At 69.3% G+C, this 16,681-nt stretch carries 12 protein-coding genes; 10 read left to right on the top strand and 2 right to left on the bottom strand.

Annotation, left to right across the window (positions count from 1 at the left end; all coding sequences use genetic code 11):
• The first annotated feature begins 118 nt into the window (after positions 1 to 118).
• The 5 genes from D7V77_RS31360 (at position 119) to D7V77_RS31340 (ending at position 9,977) form a co-directional block, all read left to right on the top strand.
• The gene (locus D7V77_RS31360; protein WP_120579962.1) at positions 119 to 6,574 is read left to right on the top strand and encodes a non-ribosomal peptide synthetase; all 6,456 of its coding nucleotides are present in this window, start codon (positions 119 to 121) and stop codon (positions 6,572 to 6,574) included.
• Positions 6,575 to 6,602: 28 nt separating this feature from the next.
• Positions 6,603 to 7,379: an alpha/beta fold hydrolase gene (locus D7V77_RS31355; protein ID WP_120579961.1), complete on the top strand. Its 777-nt coding sequence runs from the start codon at positions 6,603 to 6,605 to the stop codon at positions 7,377 to 7,379.
• Positions 7,379 to 8,218 (top strand): alpha/beta fold hydrolase, encoded by an 840-nt coding sequence (locus D7V77_RS31350; protein WP_120579960.1) that lies wholly within the window; start codon positions 7,379 to 7,381, stop codon positions 8,216 to 8,218. Before D7V77_RS31355 ends, D7V77_RS31350 begins: the two co-directional genes overlap by 1 nt.
• A gap of 122 nt (positions 8,219 to 8,340) precedes the next feature.
• Positions 8,341 to 8,778, top strand: coding sequence for a hypothetical protein (locus D7V77_RS31345; RefSeq protein ID WP_120579959.1), 438 nt, complete (start codon positions 8,341 to 8,343; stop codon positions 8,776 to 8,778).
• A 149-nt stretch (positions 8,779 to 8,927) separates the two neighbouring features.
• Positions 8,928 to 9,977: a LuxR C-terminal-related transcriptional regulator gene (locus tag D7V77_RS31340; RefSeq protein WP_120579958.1), complete on the top strand. Its 1,050-nt coding sequence runs from the start codon at positions 8,928 to 8,930 to the stop codon at positions 9,975 to 9,977.
• A gap of 20 nt (positions 9,978 to 9,997) precedes the next feature.
• Here the strand turns inward: D7V77_RS31340 and D7V77_RS31335 are convergent, their stop codons facing one another.
• Both D7V77_RS31335 and D7V77_RS31330 read right to left on the bottom strand, forming a co-directional pair.
• Complete coding sequence (locus D7V77_RS31335) at positions 9,998 to 10,687, bottom strand: iron-containing redox enzyme family protein (RefSeq protein WP_120579957.1); 690 nt, start codon at positions 10,685 to 10,687, stop codon at positions 9,998 to 10,000.
• Positions 10,688 to 10,772: 85 nt separating this feature from the next.
• Positions 10,773 to 11,567 carry a GNAT family N-acetyltransferase gene (locus tag D7V77_RS31330; RefSeq protein WP_120579956.1) on the bottom strand — a complete coding sequence of 265 codons (795 nt, stop codon included), beginning with the start codon at positions 11,565 to 11,567 and terminating at the stop codon, positions 10,773 to 10,775.
• Positions 11,568 to 11,774: 207 nt separating this feature from the next.
• On the opposite strand from D7V77_RS31330, the gene aspD reads away from it, so the two are divergent.
• From aspD to D7V77_RS31305, 5 genes are all read left to right on the top strand, one after another.
• Positions 11,775 to 13,439: an aspartate 4-decarboxylase gene (gene aspD / locus D7V77_RS31325; protein ID WP_120579963.1), complete on the top strand. Its 1,665-nt coding sequence runs from the start codon at positions 11,775 to 11,777 to the stop codon at positions 13,437 to 13,439.
• Between the two features lie 326 nt (positions 13,440 to 13,765).
• Positions 13,766 to 14,293, top strand: coding sequence for an RNA polymerase sigma factor (locus D7V77_RS31320; protein ID WP_158624522.1), 528 nt, complete (start codon positions 13,766 to 13,768; stop codon positions 14,291 to 14,293).
• A complete protein-coding gene (locus tag D7V77_RS31315) occupies positions 14,280 to 14,672 on the top strand; it encodes a hypothetical protein (RefSeq protein ID WP_126935719.1) in 393 nt (130 codons plus the stop codon). Before D7V77_RS31320 ends, D7V77_RS31315 begins: the two co-directional genes overlap by 14 nt.
• Complete coding sequence (locus D7V77_RS31310; RefSeq protein ID WP_120579953.1) at positions 14,669 to 15,397, top strand: ImmA/IrrE family metallo-endopeptidase; 729 nt, start codon at positions 14,669 to 14,671, stop codon at positions 15,395 to 15,397. Before D7V77_RS31315 ends, D7V77_RS31310 begins: the two co-directional genes overlap by 4 nt.
• Positions 15,398 to 15,399: 2 nt before the next feature.
• The gene (locus tag D7V77_RS31305; protein WP_120579952.1) at positions 15,400 to 16,587 is read left to right on the top strand and encodes a hypothetical protein; all 1,188 of its coding nucleotides are present in this window, start codon (positions 15,400 to 15,402) and stop codon (positions 16,585 to 16,587) included.
• The last annotated feature ends 94 nt before the right edge of the window (positions 16,588 to 16,681 follow it).

Below are 16,681 nucleotides of genomic sequence, written 5' to 3'. Positions count from 1 at the left end.
ATTCCAACCAGCCCCCCGTCCCCGGCGCCCGCCTGGGGCGTGATCCGCAGGGCAACCCTGCCTGGTTCGTCCCGCACCCCACGGTGCCCGGCAAGTTCGTCAAGCTGAGCGAGACCCGATGAAGACCCCCGCGACCCCGATTCAGGACCTGCCCGAGGATTTCGACCCGTTCGCCGGGCCCGCGCTGCTGCTCACCGCGCCGTCCACCGAGCCCCAGCGCGAGGTGTGGACCGGCGTGCAGATGGGTCCGGACGCGTCGTGCGCCTTCAACGAGTCCATGTCCGTGCGGCTGCACGGCCCGCTGAACGTCGAGTCCCTGCGCGCCGCGCTCCAGGACCTGAGCGAGCGGCACGAAGCGCTGCGCACCACGTTCAGCGCGGATGGCCTCACGCTGTGCGTGGCCGCCACCACGCCCTTCCCGCTGGAGGTGCTCGCGCTGGACGCGCTGCCGCCCTCCGAGCGCGACGCCCGCGTCCGTGAGCTCGTGGCCCAGGAGGTGGAGACGCCGCTGCCCCTGGAGTCCGGGCCGCTGCTGCGTCCGCGCCTGGCCCGGCTGTCCGCGCAAGAGCACCTGCTGACGCTGACCGCGCACCACATCGTGTGCGACGGCTGGTCCATGGCGGTGATGCTGCGCGACCTGGCGACATTCTATTCGGCGCACGCGCGGAGCACCCCGCACACGCTGTCGCCCGCGCCCACGTTCAGCGATTACGCCCGCGCGCAGGCCCAGCTGGCCACGACGCCGGAGTACGCGGAGCACGAGCGCTATTGGCTGAAGCAGTTCTCCGGTTCGCTGCCGGTGCTGGAGCTGCCGTTGGACCGGCGCCGTCCGCCGTCCAAGACGTACAGCTCCCGGCGTGAGGACTGCGTCCTGGAGCCCGCGCTCGTGGAGCAGCTCAAGCGCGTGGGCGCGAAGCACGGCGGCAGCTTCTTCACCACGCTGCTGGCGGGCTTCAAGGCGCTGCTGCACCGGCTGACGGGGCTGGAGGACGTGGTGGTGGCCATCCCCGCCGCGGGCCAGTCCGTGGCCGGGCTGAAGGACCTGGTGGGCCACTGCGTGAACGCGCTGCCCCTGCGCAGCAACGTCGCCGCGGATGCGCCTTTCACGCAGGTGCTCAAGCAGCTGCGCACCACGATGCTCGATGCCTACGAGCACCAGGAGTACACGTTCGGCACGCTGCTCAAGCAGCTGGCGCTGCCGCGCGACCCCAGCCGGCTGCCCCTGGTCAACGTGCTGTTCAACGTGGACCAGGCCGTCACGGGCGAGCAGCTGGCGTTCCAGGGCCTCACCTGCACCCTGGCGAGCAACCCGCGCCACTACGAGAACTTCGACCTCTTCATCAACGCGGCCGAAGCCCATGGCCGCGTGGTGCTGGAGTGCCAGTACAACACCGACCTCTTCGATGGCTCCACGGTTCGCCGCTGGATGTCATGTTACGAAGAATTGCTGCGGGGCGTGGTCGCCGACGCGGAAGCGCCCGTTTCGCGGTTGCCGCTGCTGCCCGCCGCTGAGAAGCAGCGCGTGCTGGTGGACTGGAACGCGACGGAGAAGCCGTTCGACCGTCAGGCCTTCGTCCACACGCTGGTGGCCGCCCAGGCCCAGGCCACGCCGGACGCGGTGGCCCTGCGCTCCGGGGACGTGACGCTCACGTACCAGCAGCTGATCCAGCGCGCCCATCAGGTGGCGAACGCGCTGAAGCAGGAGGGCGTCGCGGCCGGAAGCCTCGTCGGCCTCTTCACGAATCGCGGCGCGGACATGGTCGTGGGCCTGCTGGGCATCCTCGAAGCGGGTGCTGGCTACGTCCCGCTCGACCCCGGCTTCCCGCCGGAGCGTCTGGCCTTCATGGTCGAGGACGCGAAGCTCTCCACCATCCTCACGCAGCAGGCCCTGGTGGCGTCCCTGCCCTCCACGAGCGTGAAGCCCCTGCTCATCGAGGACACGGCCTCGCAGCCCGAGTCCGCGCTGCCTGCGCAGGACGTCACGCCGGAGGCCGTGGCGTACGTCATCTACACGTCGGGTTCGACGGGCAAGCCCAAGGGCGTGCGCGTCCCGCACCGCGCGGTGGTGAACTTCCTGGGCACCATGCAGGAGGCCCCCAGCCTCTCTGCCCAGGACGTGCTGCTGGCCGTCACCACGCTCTCCTTCGACATCGCCGTGCTGGAGCTGCTGCTGCCTCTCACCACCGGTGCCCAGGTGGTGCTCGCCTCGCGTGACACGGCTTCCGACGGCGCGCTCCTCAAGGCCGCGCTGGAGTCCAACGCCGTCACCGTCATGCAGGCCACGCCCTCCACCTGGCGCCTCCTGCTGGAGGCCGGCTGGCAGCCGCGTCCCGGCTTCAAGGCCCTCGTCGGTGGCGAGGCCCTTCCCCGCGAGCTGGCTGAGTCGCTCCTCGCCCGCGTCGGAAGCCTGTGGAACATGTACGGCCCCACGGAGACCACCGTCTGGTCCACCACCTGGCGCGTGCAGCCTCCGCTCTCCTCCATCCGCATCGGCCGCCCCATCGCCAACACCCAGCTCTACCTCCTCGACGCGCACCTGGCCCCCGTGCCGGTGGGCGTCGCGGGCGAGCTGTACATCGGCGGCGACGGCGTGACGCTCGGCTATCTCCACCGGCCCGAGTTGACGCAGGAGCGCTTCCTGCCCAACCCCTTCCGCGCGGGCGAGCGCATGTACCGCACGGGCGATTTGGCCCGCTGGCTGGCCGACGGCACCGTCGAGTACCTGGGCCGCAATGACTCGCAGGTGAAGCTGCGCGGCTTCCGCATCGAGCTGGGCGAAGTCGAGGCGGCCCTCGCCTCGCACCCGTCCCTGGCCCAGGCCGTCGCCCTCGTTCGCGAGGACCGCCCCGGTGACCGCCGCCTCGTCGCGTACCTCATCGCGCGGCCCGGCCAGACGATTCCGGCGGACGAAGCCCTGCGCGCGCACCTCAAGCAGGGGCTGCCGGAGTACATGGTGCCGCAGCACTTCGTGGCCCTGCCCGCGCTGCCGCTCACGCCGAACGGCAAGGTGGACCGCAAGGCCCTGCCTTCGCCGCAGGTGGAGTCGCAGGAGGACGCGTTCGTCGCGCCTCGCGATGAGACGGAGCAGAAGCTCGCGGCCATCTTCGCGGACGTGCTGGGACTGCGCCGGGTGAGCGTCACGGCGGACTTCTTCCGTCTGGGCGGCCACTCGCTGCTGGCGTCGCAGGCCCTCACGCGCGCGAGCCGCGACCTGGACGTCAGCCTCACGCTGCGCCGCATGTTCGAAGCGCCCACCGTGGAGAAGCTGGCCCGGCTGGTGCGCGGCGACGACGGGGCCACCAGCCCCGCGCAGCGCATCTCCGCCCGCGCCGGCACCGCGCCCGCGCCGCTGTCCCTGATGCAGCAGCGGCTGTGGTTCCTGGAGCAGCTCAACCCGGGCACGGCCGTCTACAACCTGCCCTCCGCGTTCCGCCTCCACGGCGCGCTGGACGTGGGCGCGCTGCGCTTCAGCTTCAACAAGCTGATGGAGCGCCAGTCGTCGCTGCGCACCTTCGTGCGGTGGGACGAAGGCACGCCGGTGCAGCACGTGGCCCCGTCCCTGACGGTGGAGCTGGAGCCGGTGGACCTGGAGCCCGTCCCCGCCCACACGCGTGAGGAGGACCTGCTGCGCCGCCTCCAGGCGATGGCGGACGAGTCCATCCCCATCACCGCCGCGCCGCTGTTCCGGCTGACGCTGTTCCGGCTGGGCGCCAACGAGCACGTCCTCTTCTTCATGCCCCATCACCTCATCTGGGATGGGTGGTCGTTCGACGTGTTCCTGCGTGAGCTGGACGTCATCTACTCCGCGCTCACCCAGGGCCAGGAGCCCAAGCTCCCCACCCTGCCCATCCAGTACGCGGACTTCACCGAGTGGCACCGCAACTGGCTCCAGGGCGAGGAGCTGGAGCGGCAGGCGCGCTACTGGAAGGGGAAGCTCTCCGGGAACCTGCCCGCGCTGGAGCTCCCCACGGACAAGCCACGCCCCGCGCAGATGAGCCTCAAGGGCGGCACGGAGCCCTTCGTCCTCACCGGCGCGGAGGTGGCCGCCCTCACGAAGCTGGGCCGCGAGTCCAACGCGACGCTGTACATGGTGCTGCTCACGGCCTTCAAGACGCTGCTGCACCGCTACAGCGGCCAGGAGGATCTGGTCGTGGGTACGCCCATCCGGGGCCGCTCGCATCCGGAGGTCGAGGACCTGCTGGGCTTCTTCGTCAACACGCTCGTCCTGCGCACGCAGCTGGCGCCGGAGCAGACGTTCCGGCAGCTGCTGGAGCGCGTGCGCACCACGTGCATGGAGGCCTTCGGCCACCAGGACATGCCCATCGAGCTGCTGATGCAGCAGCTGGGCGTGCAGCGCGACCTGAGCCGCACGCCGCTGTTCCAGACGTTCTTCACCTTCCAAGACGTGCGCAACCGAGGCTCCAGCCTGGGTGACCTCACCTACGGCCAGGTGCACGTGCACGCGCACGCGACGCCGCTGGACCTGAGCTTCTGGGTGAAGGAGACGGCGAACGGCATCGTCGGCGGCATGGACTACAACACCGACCTGTTCGAGCGGGACACCGTCGTCCGCATGCTCGAGCAGATCCGCACGCTGCTGCGCGCCGCGGTGTCCGACGCGGAGGTGCCGGTGTCGCGCATGCCGCTGCTTCCCGAGTCGGAGAAGCAGCGCGTGCTGGTGGACTGGAACGCCACCGAGAAGCCGTTCGACCGGAACGCCTTCGTCCACACGCTGGTGGCCGCGCAGGCCCGGGCCACGCCCGACGCGGTGGCGCTGCGCTCCGGCGCCGTGACGCTCACGTACCAGCAGCTGATCCAGCGCAGCCACCAGGTGGCGAACGCGCTCAAGCAGGAGGGCGTCACCGCCGGAAGCCTCGTCGGCCTCTTCACCGAGCGCGGCCCGGACATGGTGGTGGGCCTGCTGGGCATCCTCGAAGCGGGCGCGGGTTACGTCCCGCTCGACCCCGGCTTCCCGCCGGAGCGTCTGGCCTTCATGGTCGAGGACGCGCAGCTCTCGCTCGTGCTCACCCAGCGCGCGCTCCAGAGCACCCTGCCCTCCACCACGGCGAAGTCGCTCTTCGTCGAGGACACCACGTCGCAGGCGGACACGGCCCCCGAAGCTCCCGCCGTCACGCCCGAGGCCGTGGCGTACGTCATCTACACGTCGGGTTCGACGGGCAAGCCCAAGGGCGTGCGCGTCCCGCACCGCGCGGTGGTGAACTTCCTGGGCACCATGCAGGAGGCCCCCAGCCTCTCTGCCCAGGACGTGCTGCTGGCCGTCACCACGCTCTCCTTCGACATCGCCGTGCTGGAGCTGCTGCTGCCCCTCTCCACCGGCGCCCAGGTGGTGCTCGCCTCGCGTGACACGGCCTCCGACGGTGCGCTCCTCAAGGCCGCGCTGGAAGCCAACGCCGTCACCGTCATGCAGGCCACGCCCTCCACCTGGCGCCTCCTGCTGGAGGCCGGCTGGCAGCCGCGTCCCGGCTTCAAGGCCCTCGTCGGTGGCGAGGCGCTTCCCCGCGAGCTGGCTGAGTCGCTCCTCGCTCGCGTCGGCAGCCTGTGGAACATGTACGGCCCCACGGAGACCACCGTCTGGTCCACCACCTGGCGCGTGCAGCCTCCGCTCTCCTCCATCCGCATCGGCCGCCCCATCGCCAACACCCAGCTCTACCTCCTCGACTCGCACCTGGCCCCCGTGCCGGTGGGCGTCGCGGGCGAGCTGTACATCGGCGGCGACGGCGTGACGCTCGGCTATCTCCACCGGCCCGAGTTGACGCAGGAGCGCTTCCTGCCCAACCCCTTCCGCGCGGGCGAGCGCATGTACCGCACGGGCGACTTGGCCCGGTGGCTGGCCGACGGCACCGTCGAGTACCTGGGCCGCAATGACTCGCAGGTGAAGCTGCGCGGCTTCCGCATCGAGCTGGGCGAAGTCGAGGCGGCCCTCGCCTCGCACCCGTCCCTGGCCCAGGCCGTCGCCCTCGTTCGCGAGGACCGCCCTGGCGACAGGCGCCTCGTCGCGTACCTGGTGACGAAGCCGGGACAGGCCTACACGGACACGGAGCTGCGCAAGCACCTGCGTTCGCAGCTGCCGCAGTACATGGTGCCGCAGCACTTCGTGGAGATGGAGGCGCTGCCCCTCACGCCGAACGGCAAGGTGGACCGCAAGGCCCTGCCGCCTCCGGCGGGCACCACGCGCGCCGTCGAGGACGCCTTCGTCGCGCCGCGCACGCCGACGGAGCAGCACCTGTCGCGCATCTGGCGGGAGGTGCTCGGCATCGCGCAGGTGGGCGTGCACGACAACTTCTTCAACATCGGCGGGCACTCGCTCCTGTCCTTCCAGGTCGTTATGCGCGTCAAGAAGGAGCTGAACCAGGAGCTGCACCCGCGCACGCTCCTGCTCAACACGCTGGAGCAGGTGGCCTCGCAGCTGACGCCCGCGGCGGCAGCTCCCACGCCCGCAGTCAGGACGCAGCCCGTCATGCCGCCAAAGACTGCCACCCCGGAGACTTCTGTTCCCCTGGCGCAACGCTTGTTCAATAAGCTGAAGGGGAAACTGCCGGGGCGCTCGGACTGAGCGGCCCTTTGAGGAGAATGGTCAGACCGTGACGCCCTGTTTCTTCGGCACCTCCGAACGACAGCTCTTTGGCATGCACCACCCCGCGCAGGGCGCCGAGCGCTCCACCGGGGTGGTGCTCTGCTACCCCGCCGCGCAGGAGTACATGTTGACGCACTGGGCCTTCCGGAAGCTGGCCGGAATGCTCGCGCGTGAGGGCTTCCACGTCTTCCGCTTCGACTACTACGGCACGGGGGACTCGGCCGGCGAGGCCCACGAAGGCCGGGTGGCCACGTGGGTCCAGGACATCCGCAACGCCGTCAATGAGTTGCAGGACGTGACGGGCGTGCAGCGCGTGGCGCTCGTGGGCCTGCGGCTGGGCGCGGCGCTCGCGGTGCGCGCCGCATTGGAGGGACTGTCCACCGCCGCGCTCGTGCTCTGGGAGCCCCTGGTGGAGGGCGAGGCCTGGCTCCGGGAGCTGGAGCTGCTCCAGGCGCGCCGGGACACCCGCACGCTCTTCCCGCGGCCCGAAAGCCCGCTGGAGGTGCGCGAGGAGCTGCTCGGCTTCTCGTTCCCCCGCGCCCTGCGCGACGACATCCTTTCGCTGGACCTGGCCGCGCTGCCCGCGTGGCCGTCAACGCGCACGCACCTGGTGGCCAGCGCGCAGAAGCCCGAGTACCAGCGGCTCCAGGAGCACCTGGAGAAGACGGGCCTGCCCTTCCAGCACCACCTGGTGCCCGAGGAGGGCGCGGGCGGCCAGGAGTCCGCGCTCTTGTCCAACCGCATCCTGCAGACCATCACCACGCTGCTGAAGGAGGCCGCGTGATGCGCGAGCGCATCTGTACCTTCGGCCCCGAGCAGAGCCTCGTGGGCATCCTCACGGAACCGGACCCGGCGAAGGTCCTGCCGGAAGCGCCCGTGGTGGTGCTGTCCAACGTGGGCCTCAACCACCATGTGGGCCCGTACCGGGTGTGGGTGGAGCTGGCGCGCCAGCTGGCGGGGCGCGGGTTCACCACGCTGCGCTTCGACCAGTCCGGACTGGGAGACAGCCGCCCCCGCCGCGAGGGCGGCGCCGACGAATTCCAACGTGCCCGCGAGGAGACGCGCGCGGCGCTCGACTACCTGGAGCAGAAGAAGGGCCAGAAGCGCTTCGTGCTGATGGGCCTGTGCTCCGGCGTGGACAGCGCGCACGCGGTGACGGTGGCGGATCCGCGCGTGGTGGGCGCGGCCTTCATCGACGGCTACACCTACCGCACGCTGGGCTACCACCTGCGCTTCCACCTGCGCTACCTGAGCCCCCGCCGGTGGACGCGCTTCCTGCGCAAGCGCAAGCTGCCCGCCCAGCTGCGCGAGGCCGGAGAGGCCGACGAGGTCTACACGCGCGAGTACCCGGAGCGCTCGCAGCTGACGCAGGACTACAAGCAGCTCATGGAGCGCGGCGTCAGCCTGTGCTTCGTGTTCTCCGGAGGCATGGGGCTGTCCTTCAATCACGAGGGCCAGTTCTACGAGATGCTCTCGCCGCTGAAGCTGGAGGGCCGCGTCACGTACGCCTTCTACCCGCGCGCGGACCACCTCTTCTCCGTGCCGGAGGACCGCGCGGAGCTCCTGCGCAAGCTCACCGCCTGGGCCGTGGGGACGGTGCCTCCACGAGCACTGACGGGCTGACGGGCGCCTGCTCGCCCGGCGAGCGGGGACGCGGCTGGGGGTCGGGGGTGCGTCAAGCGCTTGTTTCCCACCCGACGGTCGCCACCTTCGAAGCACACACGTTCTTCGAAGGAGCGCCACCCATGAAGCTCCCCCTGATGGCAGCACTGGCAACACTCGCCTTCTCCGGTCAGGCGTTCGCGCAGAGCCACACCGACCACGAGGCGCCGCCCATGCAGGAGCCGTCCACGGACGCGCCCCAGGACAGCGCGGTGCGCTGGGACAAGGCCACGGGCGGCTCGGGCTCGTCGGGCGTCCTGGCCCCGGATGACGACAGCGTCGTGGACCCGGACCGCGTCGATGAAGGCGTGGGCGGCTCCGGCTCCACCGAGCAGGGAAGCAACAGCACCAGCGACCACTCGTCCTCGGCGAAGCCGGGCACCCCGAACGCCGGCACCCCGGGCAACAAGGGGGCGAAGATGGAAGTGACGCCGCCGGCCTGGGACAAGAACAAGGAGATGGGCAGCCCCGTCAGCCCCACCACGGGCACCCCGCCGGTGGAAGGCAGCGCGGGCAACTAGCGTCCGCCCCGCTTCGACAGACGCTGTAATGTCAGACGTGGACGGGCTTCGTGTGAGTGAAGCCCGTCCATACCCCTTGTGGGGGACAGACCTCCGGGCTTTCCAGCCTGTAAGTCCTTGCATGGACTGGTTGGAAGGAGGCCCGTGGGATGAACCTTACCGCGCACGAACAGGTGCTCGTGCTCGAGCTGACCCGGGCACTCTCCAGTTCATTGGATTTGACCGAGGTCCTGGCCCGCGCCCAGGGAATCCTCACGCAGCTCCTGCCCTGCGACTACGCGGCCTTGTGCGTGTCCAGGCCGGAGCGGCCCGGGGACTATGAATGGATGGGGCTGGGGGCCCCGGGCATCCTCTTCGCGCACTACCCGGAGCTGGCCACGGTGGGCGTCGCGCGCGCCACGAACCAGGTGTCGAGCAAGGAATTGAAGCGCAATCTCCTGTACCTGCGCTGCCGGGAGATGGGACTCCCTCTGGAACACGTCCTGGCGGTGCTGCTGGAGCTGCGGCAGGACTGGCACGGCGGCTTCACGCTGTACCGGGAGCAGACCCTGCCCTTCTCCGAACGGGAACAGGACCTGCTGGAGGACCTGAAGCCCTACCTGGCGAACACGGTGCGCAACTGCCGGATGTTCGAGCACGAGGCGATGCGGGGAGACCTGCTGGACGCCCTCTTCCACCACCAGGGCGCCGAGTGCGTCGTGATGGATCCACCGGAGCACGAGAAGCTGAGGACCCCGGGAGCGACGGAGCTCCTGCGGCGCTGGTACCCGGAGGAGATGAAGGCGGATGACTCACGCCTGCCCCAGGAGCTGCGCGAGCACCTGACGCGTCTGCAGACTCCGGGGATGAATCGGCTCCTGAGCGTGGACACCTGGACGCGCTCCGGGCTGAAGCACGACCTGAAGGTGACGTTCGTGGAGCTGCCGGAGCAGCGCGGCCACCATCCCTGGGGGCTGGTGTTGCAGGAGTGCTCGCGGGCCATTCCGATACCGGAGCCCTGGCGCCAGAAGCTCTCCAGGCGCGAAGCGGAAGTGGTCCAGGGGGTCCTCCGCAACTGGACGAACGAGCTCATCGCCGAGGACCTGGGCCTGACGCTCAACACGGTGAAGACGCACCTGCGCAACATCTTCCCCAAGCTGGGCATCGAGAGCCGCACGGACCTCCTCTACCAGGCCGCCTGGAGGCAGAAGCCGGGGTGAGGAGGCCTGGGCGCGCGTGCTCAAGGCTCCCGGAAGAACTTCGGGAACAGGGCGCGCGTGGTGCGGGCGGAGAGGATGAGCGCGGCCTGTTCCGCCGGGGACGTGAGCTTGCGCAGCTCCGTCTCCAGGTCGGCCACGTGGTCGCCGTCCGCGGCGCCGTGGCCCTTGAGGAAGAGGACGGCCTTGTCGATGTTGGGGATGCCGCTCTCCGCGATGAGCCGGTCCACGGAGCCCGGGGCCCGGTTCACGGACAGGTATTCCAGCACGTAGGCCGTGCCCAGGAACGCGGTGGGCACGCCCGACTGCGTGGTGAAGCGGTTCCACTCCACGTAGGCGCGCACGGCGGTGCAGATGGGCGCGCGCTCCACGCGCTCCTCCGTCCAGCCCAGGGCCTTCAGGTCCTTGAGCAACCACTGTTCATGGCCCCGCTCCTCGTGCGCCTTCTGGAACAGCAGCTCCGCGAGCGCGGGGTTGCGGCCCTCGCGGTGCACGCGCTCGCCGGACTCGGTGAAGAAGCCCTCGCTCCACCGCACGTACTGGTACGACTGGATGAGGTAGTGGACGTAGTCGTCCTGGCGGATGCGCCCCTCGAAGAGGCGCTGGACACCCGGCGTCACGTCCAGCTCATGCACGAGCATCCGCGCCTCGTGCCGCAGGGAGTCCAGCCAGTCCGTCTTCGCCGTCTGCTCATGCCTGGGCTGCTTGCACATACACGTCTCCTGACAGGGGCCCGTGAAGGCCCGGTGGGTGTTGCGTTGAGGGTGAAGGGGAAGAGAGGAGCGCGCCGGCCTGGGGTCAGGCGGCGTCGGCGTCCAGCGACTCGAAGAGCTTCAGCGTCCGCCGCGGAATGTCATCCAGCGCGGCGACGAGCGGCACGGTGAAGCGGTTGAAGGCGGGATCGAAGTGCGGCGGCGCGATGAAGCGCGCACCCAGCTTGTCCGCGAACAGCGACAGCACGGACGGCATGCGCAGGGCGGTCAGGTGGCCCTCACGGGCCTGGGTGCGCTGCTCCGCGGTGAGCCGGGCGGCCAGGGGGTCCGCGGGCGGCGGGGGAAACTCCCGGGTCCGTACACGGAAGCCGTCGCTGACCCAGCCCTGGCGCGCGGCGGCGAGGAAGTAGAGGTCCGCCTCCTCTTGCGAGTCCGTCTCCATGTTGGCCGCGGCGATCCAGTGGGTGACGCCGCGTCGGCGGCTCTCGCGGTACAGGCCGGCCTGGAGACGCAGCACGGCGGAGTTCCGGTGGCTCCGGGTGACGCAGTAGCGAGTGGTCTCCGCGAACACGCGGCCCGGCGCGACGAGCTCCGACAGGTCGAGCTTCTTCTCGATGTCCAGCCCCACGAGGGTGTCCGCGAAGGCCGCCACCTCCGCGTTGGGCGTCAGCAGCCGGGCGGTCGCCACCGGCTCCGCGCCCGAGTAGACGACGACGTGGGAGGTGGTGCGGAGCGTGTCGAAGCAATCCGCTTCACGCGGGGCCCGGGGCCGCTTGGGCCCCAGCATCCGCATCTCCTCGCCAAAAACCCGGTAACGGATGCGGAGCGCGTCATCCAGTTCGCACTGCGCTGTGGCGACACGGCAACTCAATGAAGACATGGCGGGTCTCGCTTCCACGGTGCTTGCCGGACTTGTGTGTCCGGCCCCGACCTTTCATTCGTCGCTGCCCTGCCGAGTGCGCTCACGGGTTGTCTTTTTTCATCGAGCCCGGCCAACCGCCCGCCACCTCCGCCCGCCCCACCCCGTGGCGCATGGTCCACGTCCCCGGGAGTGGCTCCCTTTGGACAGACGATGGAGGAGGACACCATGACCGAGCAGACGCCCGAGGCCCCGGGAGCCCCTTCCGAACGCAAGCTCCACAAGCTCAGCCCCTTCGAGCTGAAGGACGAGCTCCTCCAGGTCGCGGACGAGGCCGTGAAGACCCGCGAGGCGGTGATGCTCAACGCCGGCCGGGGCAATCCCAACTGGATTGCCACCACGCCGCGCGAGGCGTTCTTCCTCCTGGGCCAGTTCGCGCTCACGGAGAGCCGGAGGGCCTGGGACGTCCCCGAGGTGGGGCTTGCGGGCATGCCCCGGTCCCCGGGCATCGCCAGACGCCTGCATGAGTTCCTGGAGGCGAGCGATGACGAGCCCGCCGTGCAGCTGCTGCGCGGCGCGCTGACGTACGGGGAACAGACGCTGGGCTTCAACCCGGACCGGTTCGTCTGGGAGCTCACGGACGCGGCCATCGGAGACAACTATCCGGTGCCAGACCGGATGCTCACGCACGCCGAGCGCATCGTGCAGGAGTACCTGACGCAGGAGCTGTTCGCGGGACGCCCGCCTTCCGGTCGCTTCGACCTGTTCGCGGTGGAGGGCGGAACGGCCGCGATGACCTACCTCTTCCACTCCCTGATGGTGAACGGCCTGCTGCGCAAGGGAGACACCATCGCGCTGGGCGCGCCCATCTTCGCACCCTACCTGGAGATTCCGCGCCTGGAGGAGTTCAGCCTGCGCACGGTGGACATCCTTCAGAGCGCCACCTCGAAGGACGGCCGCCAGACCTGGCAGTACCCGGACGCGGAGCTGCGCAAGCTGGAGGACCCGCGCATCAAGGCGTTCTTCGTCGTCAACCCGTCCAACCCGGGCGCGGTGGCCATGCGGAAGGAGTCCGTCCACAAGCTGGTGGACCTGGTGCGCAAGCGCCGGCCGGACCTGTTGATCATCACGGATGATGTCTACGGCACGTTCGTCAACGGCTTCCGTTCGCTGGCCGCGGACCTGCCGCGCAACACGCTGCTGGTGTACTCGTACTCCAAGCACTTCGGCTGCACGGGCTGGCGGTTGGGCGCGGTGGCGCTCCACGAGGACAACATCCTGGACGAGGCGCTGGCGAAACAACCCTCGTCCCAGCGTGCGTTGCTGGAAGCGCGGTATGGCGCCATCACGTCGCACCCGGGGCGGATGAAGTTCATCGACCGGATGGTGGCGGACAGCCGGGCCGTGGCGTTGAACCACACTGCGGGCCTGTCACTGCCGCAGCAGCTCCAGATGACGTTGTTCTCGCTGTTCGCGTTGCTGGACAGGGACGGTGTCTACAAGAAGTACTGCCAGCGCATCTGCCAGGACCGGCTCCAGGCCCTCTTCGAAGGCATGGGCATTCCGCTGCACGAGGATCCGCTGCGCACGGCCTACTACCAGACGCTGGATTTGGAAGCCTGGTGTCGCGAGCACATTGGCGAGGACTTCGTCCGTTTCATCGAGGACCACCACGACCCGCTGGAGCTCGTCTTCACGCTGGCCCGGCGCTACGGCGTGGTGCTGCTCAACGGCAGCGGCTTCGACGGACCTCCCTGGTCGGCCCGTGTGTCATTGGCGAACCTGGAGGACGACGCGTATCCACGGATTGGCCGGGATCTCCGGGATGAAGTGCTCCGCGCCATTGATGCGTGGAAGAAGGCCCGCGGGGAACCGCCTCCAGGCCTGCACTGAAACACGTCTCAATGGGATGAAACGGACCCTGGTCTCCTTGCACGGAGGCCAGGGTCTTTTTCGATCCCGGGGGATCACGCGAGACCCTGTCCCCAAAGGCAGTACCACCTCCGAGGTAGAGACACGGATCCTCGACCTCGCCAACCTGTCGGCTCGGACGGAGACGCTCAGTCGTCGAACTCTACAGGCCTGTAGCGAAAGTCCGTACGGACCGTAGCCAACCTGAAAGCGGGCGTGCGCATGTCAGTGAGGTGTGGGGGATGAGCAGTCCATCGCAAGGACGTGACCTTCACGAACGGATCTTGAACGGGGACAGGACGGCGTCCGTGGACGTCTTCCTGACGTTCATGGATCCCATGGTCCGGGCGTTGAAAGGGAATCCGGGCTGCAACGATGACGACGCGCACGACTCCGCCATCGACGCGGTGTACGCGTACCTTCAGAGGCCCCAGCGGTACGACCCGGACAAGAGCAACCTGGGCACCTACCTGAGCCGAATTGCCCTGCGAAAGGCCCAGGATCGCTTCCGCGCCTCCACCTCCAGGACGCGCCGGAACAGGGATTTCGGGGGTGCTGTCGCACTTTGGGCCGGGGCTCCGAACAAGGAGATGGAGACCCGCGTGGAGGTGCATCTGATTCTGGAGACGATCAACCAGGCTGGCTTTTCAGAGAGAGACCGGGCCTGTCTCCGGCTCATGTTCGCCGGGGAGCGGTCCACGGACCGGCTGGCGGAAGTGCTGGGATTGATGCACCTGCCCCAGCTCGAGCTCCGGCGAGAGGTGAAGCGCACCCAGGACCGCCTCATGAAGGCGCTGAAGCGCCTCTTCGAGGAGGAACACGATGACGAATCCTGATTGGTTGAAGCGAGCGGCGGAGCGCAGCACGAGCGAGGCGGGAATGCTCGGCCACGCCTTCGATGCCTACCGTGAGTTGGAGAAGCTTTCAGAGGACTCGCTGGTCCAGCGGCTGGGGTGCACGCCCGAAGTGTTCCAGTGGCTGTCGCTCTGCATGACGCCGGAGAAGGGCCCGGCCTTCGAGGAGCAGACCCGCGCCATCGCGGCCCGCTTCGAGGTCGACGTCCAGAAGCTCGTCCTGGTGCTCCGGCGCGTCCAGACCGTGCGGTCCCTGAGCAGGCCGATGCGGGACACGGCGGAAGCCGAGCGGGCCCCGCTGCAGTTGGCTGCCCGGGACCGCGACGAGGACGAGCCCTTCGACGACGAGTTCGAGCCTTGACCGAGCAATGGCTGGTGGAGGCCGTGGCGGCGAGCAGTCTCTCCTTCCCGCCGGGGTTTCCCCGCGACATCGCGGCGGAGGCCCCGCTGCGCCATCCGCTCGACCTGGTGGGGATGCCGGGCCTGACGGTGGAGGGCGTGCGGCAGTGGCTCGTCCAGCGCGGTCTGCCGGCCGAGCTGAGCGGCGCCGACCGCCGGCTCTACGGCTGCATGGTGGCGAGGGCGGGCGCCGCCGCGCTGTTCTTCGACAGCGACGACTCCGAGGCGGAGCAACGCTTCACCCTGGCCCACGAGGTGGCGCACTACGTGCTCGACCACCTCCTGCCCAGGACGCGGGCCCTGGACTTCTTCGGCGAGGGCATCCTGCCCGTGCTCGACGGCGAACGGGAGCCCCGGCTCAACGAGTACATGGACTCGCGGTTCAGCGACGTGCCCCTGGGCCTCCAGGTGCACCTGATGAACCGCGGTGAAGCGGGAGACGTGGACTCGGGGGCCGTGCTGCTGGCGGAAGAACGGGCGGACCACCTGGCCCTGGAGCTCCTCGCGCCCATGACAGCGGCCCGCGCGGAGTTGAACGAGGTGACCGTGACGGAAGGCCCCCGGCGCCTGGAGACCGTGTTCGGTCTACCGACGGCCGCCGCGCGCACCTACGCCCGGATGCTGCGCAAGCGCCGTCGGCGTCCGGAGTTCTCCGTAGTCGACTTCTTCGGTGATGACGAAAGGTGACAATGGCTGACGAGACTCCCCCTGATGACGACGAGTCCAACCTCCTGGGTGACCAGGAGTTCCGGTCCACCTTTGGCGAGGACCTGGCGCAGACGTTGAACCTGGAGACGTGGAGTCCGGGCGTGGATCCGACGGAGATCATGACCCGGTTCCAGCGGGAGGTCTCCACCTCGGTCCAGAAGGAAGACCGCATGCGGCAGGTCATCCGCACGGAGCTGCTGCCACGGCTCGCGGGACGCAACCGCGCCCCTCCAGAGTCGGGCGTGTTCCGGGCCTATGGGAAGGAGCTGGCCACCATCCACGAAGGCCTGCTGTTTCCCGGCAACGTCGTCGCCGTGCTCGGCACATCGGTGTCCCATGAAAGTCTGCCTTTGGGCATCACCCAGATTGGTGTCGCGGCCGTGGGCTATCAGGGCAGCGCGGGGACCTTCTCCCAGCGCCTGTTCCGGAAGGACCTGACGGCGAAGGACACCAATCCGCTCAGGGAGGCCATCGACTACATCGCGAACCGTCACAACTCGAAGACCGTCAGCCACCGGGAGATCCTCTCCCGTCTGGCCCATCGGGGCATCCGCACCTACGCCGAGCGGGCCGTCCTGGTGGACAAGGTGACGGCGGAGTGGCGCATCGGGCAGGGCAATCCCTTCGCGCATGAGCTGCTCACCGGCTCGGGGCACCTCAGCCTGTTGAAGGCCTCGCTGGACGTGCTGGAGCGCCTCGTCCGGGACCAACAGAAGTTCGTGTTCGTCTCCAACGCGCAGATGGAGCGGGGGCTGCTGACGCTGGGACTGGCGCTCGACGCAGGCGAATACATCATCTTCGAGACCCTGGAGCGGCAGAGCGAACAACTGCTCCACGCGTGGAGGGCCACCGACCCCCGCCTGCCGCTGGCCCAGAAGTTCGTGCAGACCTACGGCAAGGACGTGCTCCTGGGCGTCTTCCGGGTCTCCGGCCGCACGGCCCCGCGCCTCTTCTACGCGCACCGTGAGCACGTCCACATGGCCGCCCGCGTGGCCATGGCGGACAGCGTCCTGCGTCTGGAGAAGAGCTATCCCCTCCTCCTGGACGTCGCGGAGCTCACGTGCCGCAGCGTCTTCGGCGAGGACGGTTTCGAAGGCCTGGTGCAGGACGCCTACGCGCAGGCGGGAGCGCACCTCCAGTATCTGCTCGAGCGCGAATCACGTCGGTAACGGGGGAAAGACACACACCATGTCGAACAACGGCAAGACACCACATCCAGCAGGCACCGCGGCGCCCAACGGCGCTTCGCAGCCCCCTCCGCCC

It is taken from the genome of Corallococcus sp. CA041A (assembly GCF_003612075.1).
In the GTDB taxonomy this organism is placed as follows: domain Bacteria; phylum Myxococcota; class Myxococcia; order Myxococcales; family Myxococcaceae; genus Corallococcus; species Corallococcus exiguus.
This window is presented reverse-complemented; position numbering and strand designations above follow the sequence as displayed.

Bases quoted from the DNA above. Each gene is read 5' to 3' on its own strand.
- D7V77_RS31330 (WP_120579956.1), bottom strand. From the start codon at position 11,567: ATGTCTTCATTGAGTTGCCGTGTCGCCACAGCGCAGTGCGAACTGGAT.
- D7V77_RS31335 (WP_120579957.1), bottom strand. From the start codon at position 10,687: ATGTGCAAGCAGCCCAGGCATGAGCAGACGGCGAAGACGGACTGGCTG.
- D7V77_RS31350 (WP_120579960.1), top strand. From the start codon at position 7,379: ATGCGCGAGCGCATCTGTACCTTCGGCCCCGAGCAGAGCCTCGTGGGC.
- D7V77_RS31360 (WP_120579962.1), top strand. From the start codon at position 119: ATGAAGACCCCCGCGACCCCGATTCAGGACCTGCCCGAGGATTTCGAC.
- aspD (WP_120579963.1), top strand. From the start codon at position 11,775: ATGACCGAGCAGACGCCCGAGGCCCCGGGAGCCCCTTCCGAACGCAAG.
- D7V77_RS31315 (WP_126935719.1), top strand. From the start codon at position 14,280: ATGACGAATCCTGATTGGTTGAAGCGAGCGGCGGAGCGCAGCACGAGC.
- D7V77_RS31345 (WP_120579959.1), top strand. From the start codon at position 8,341: ATGAAGCTCCCCCTGATGGCAGCACTGGCAACACTCGCCTTCTCCGGT.
- D7V77_RS31305 (WP_120579952.1), top strand. From the start codon at position 15,400: ATGGCTGACGAGACTCCCCCTGATGACGACGAGTCCAACCTCCTGGGT.
- D7V77_RS31340 (WP_120579958.1), top strand. From the start codon at position 8,928: ATGAACCTTACCGCGCACGAACAGGTGCTCGTGCTCGAGCTGACCCGG.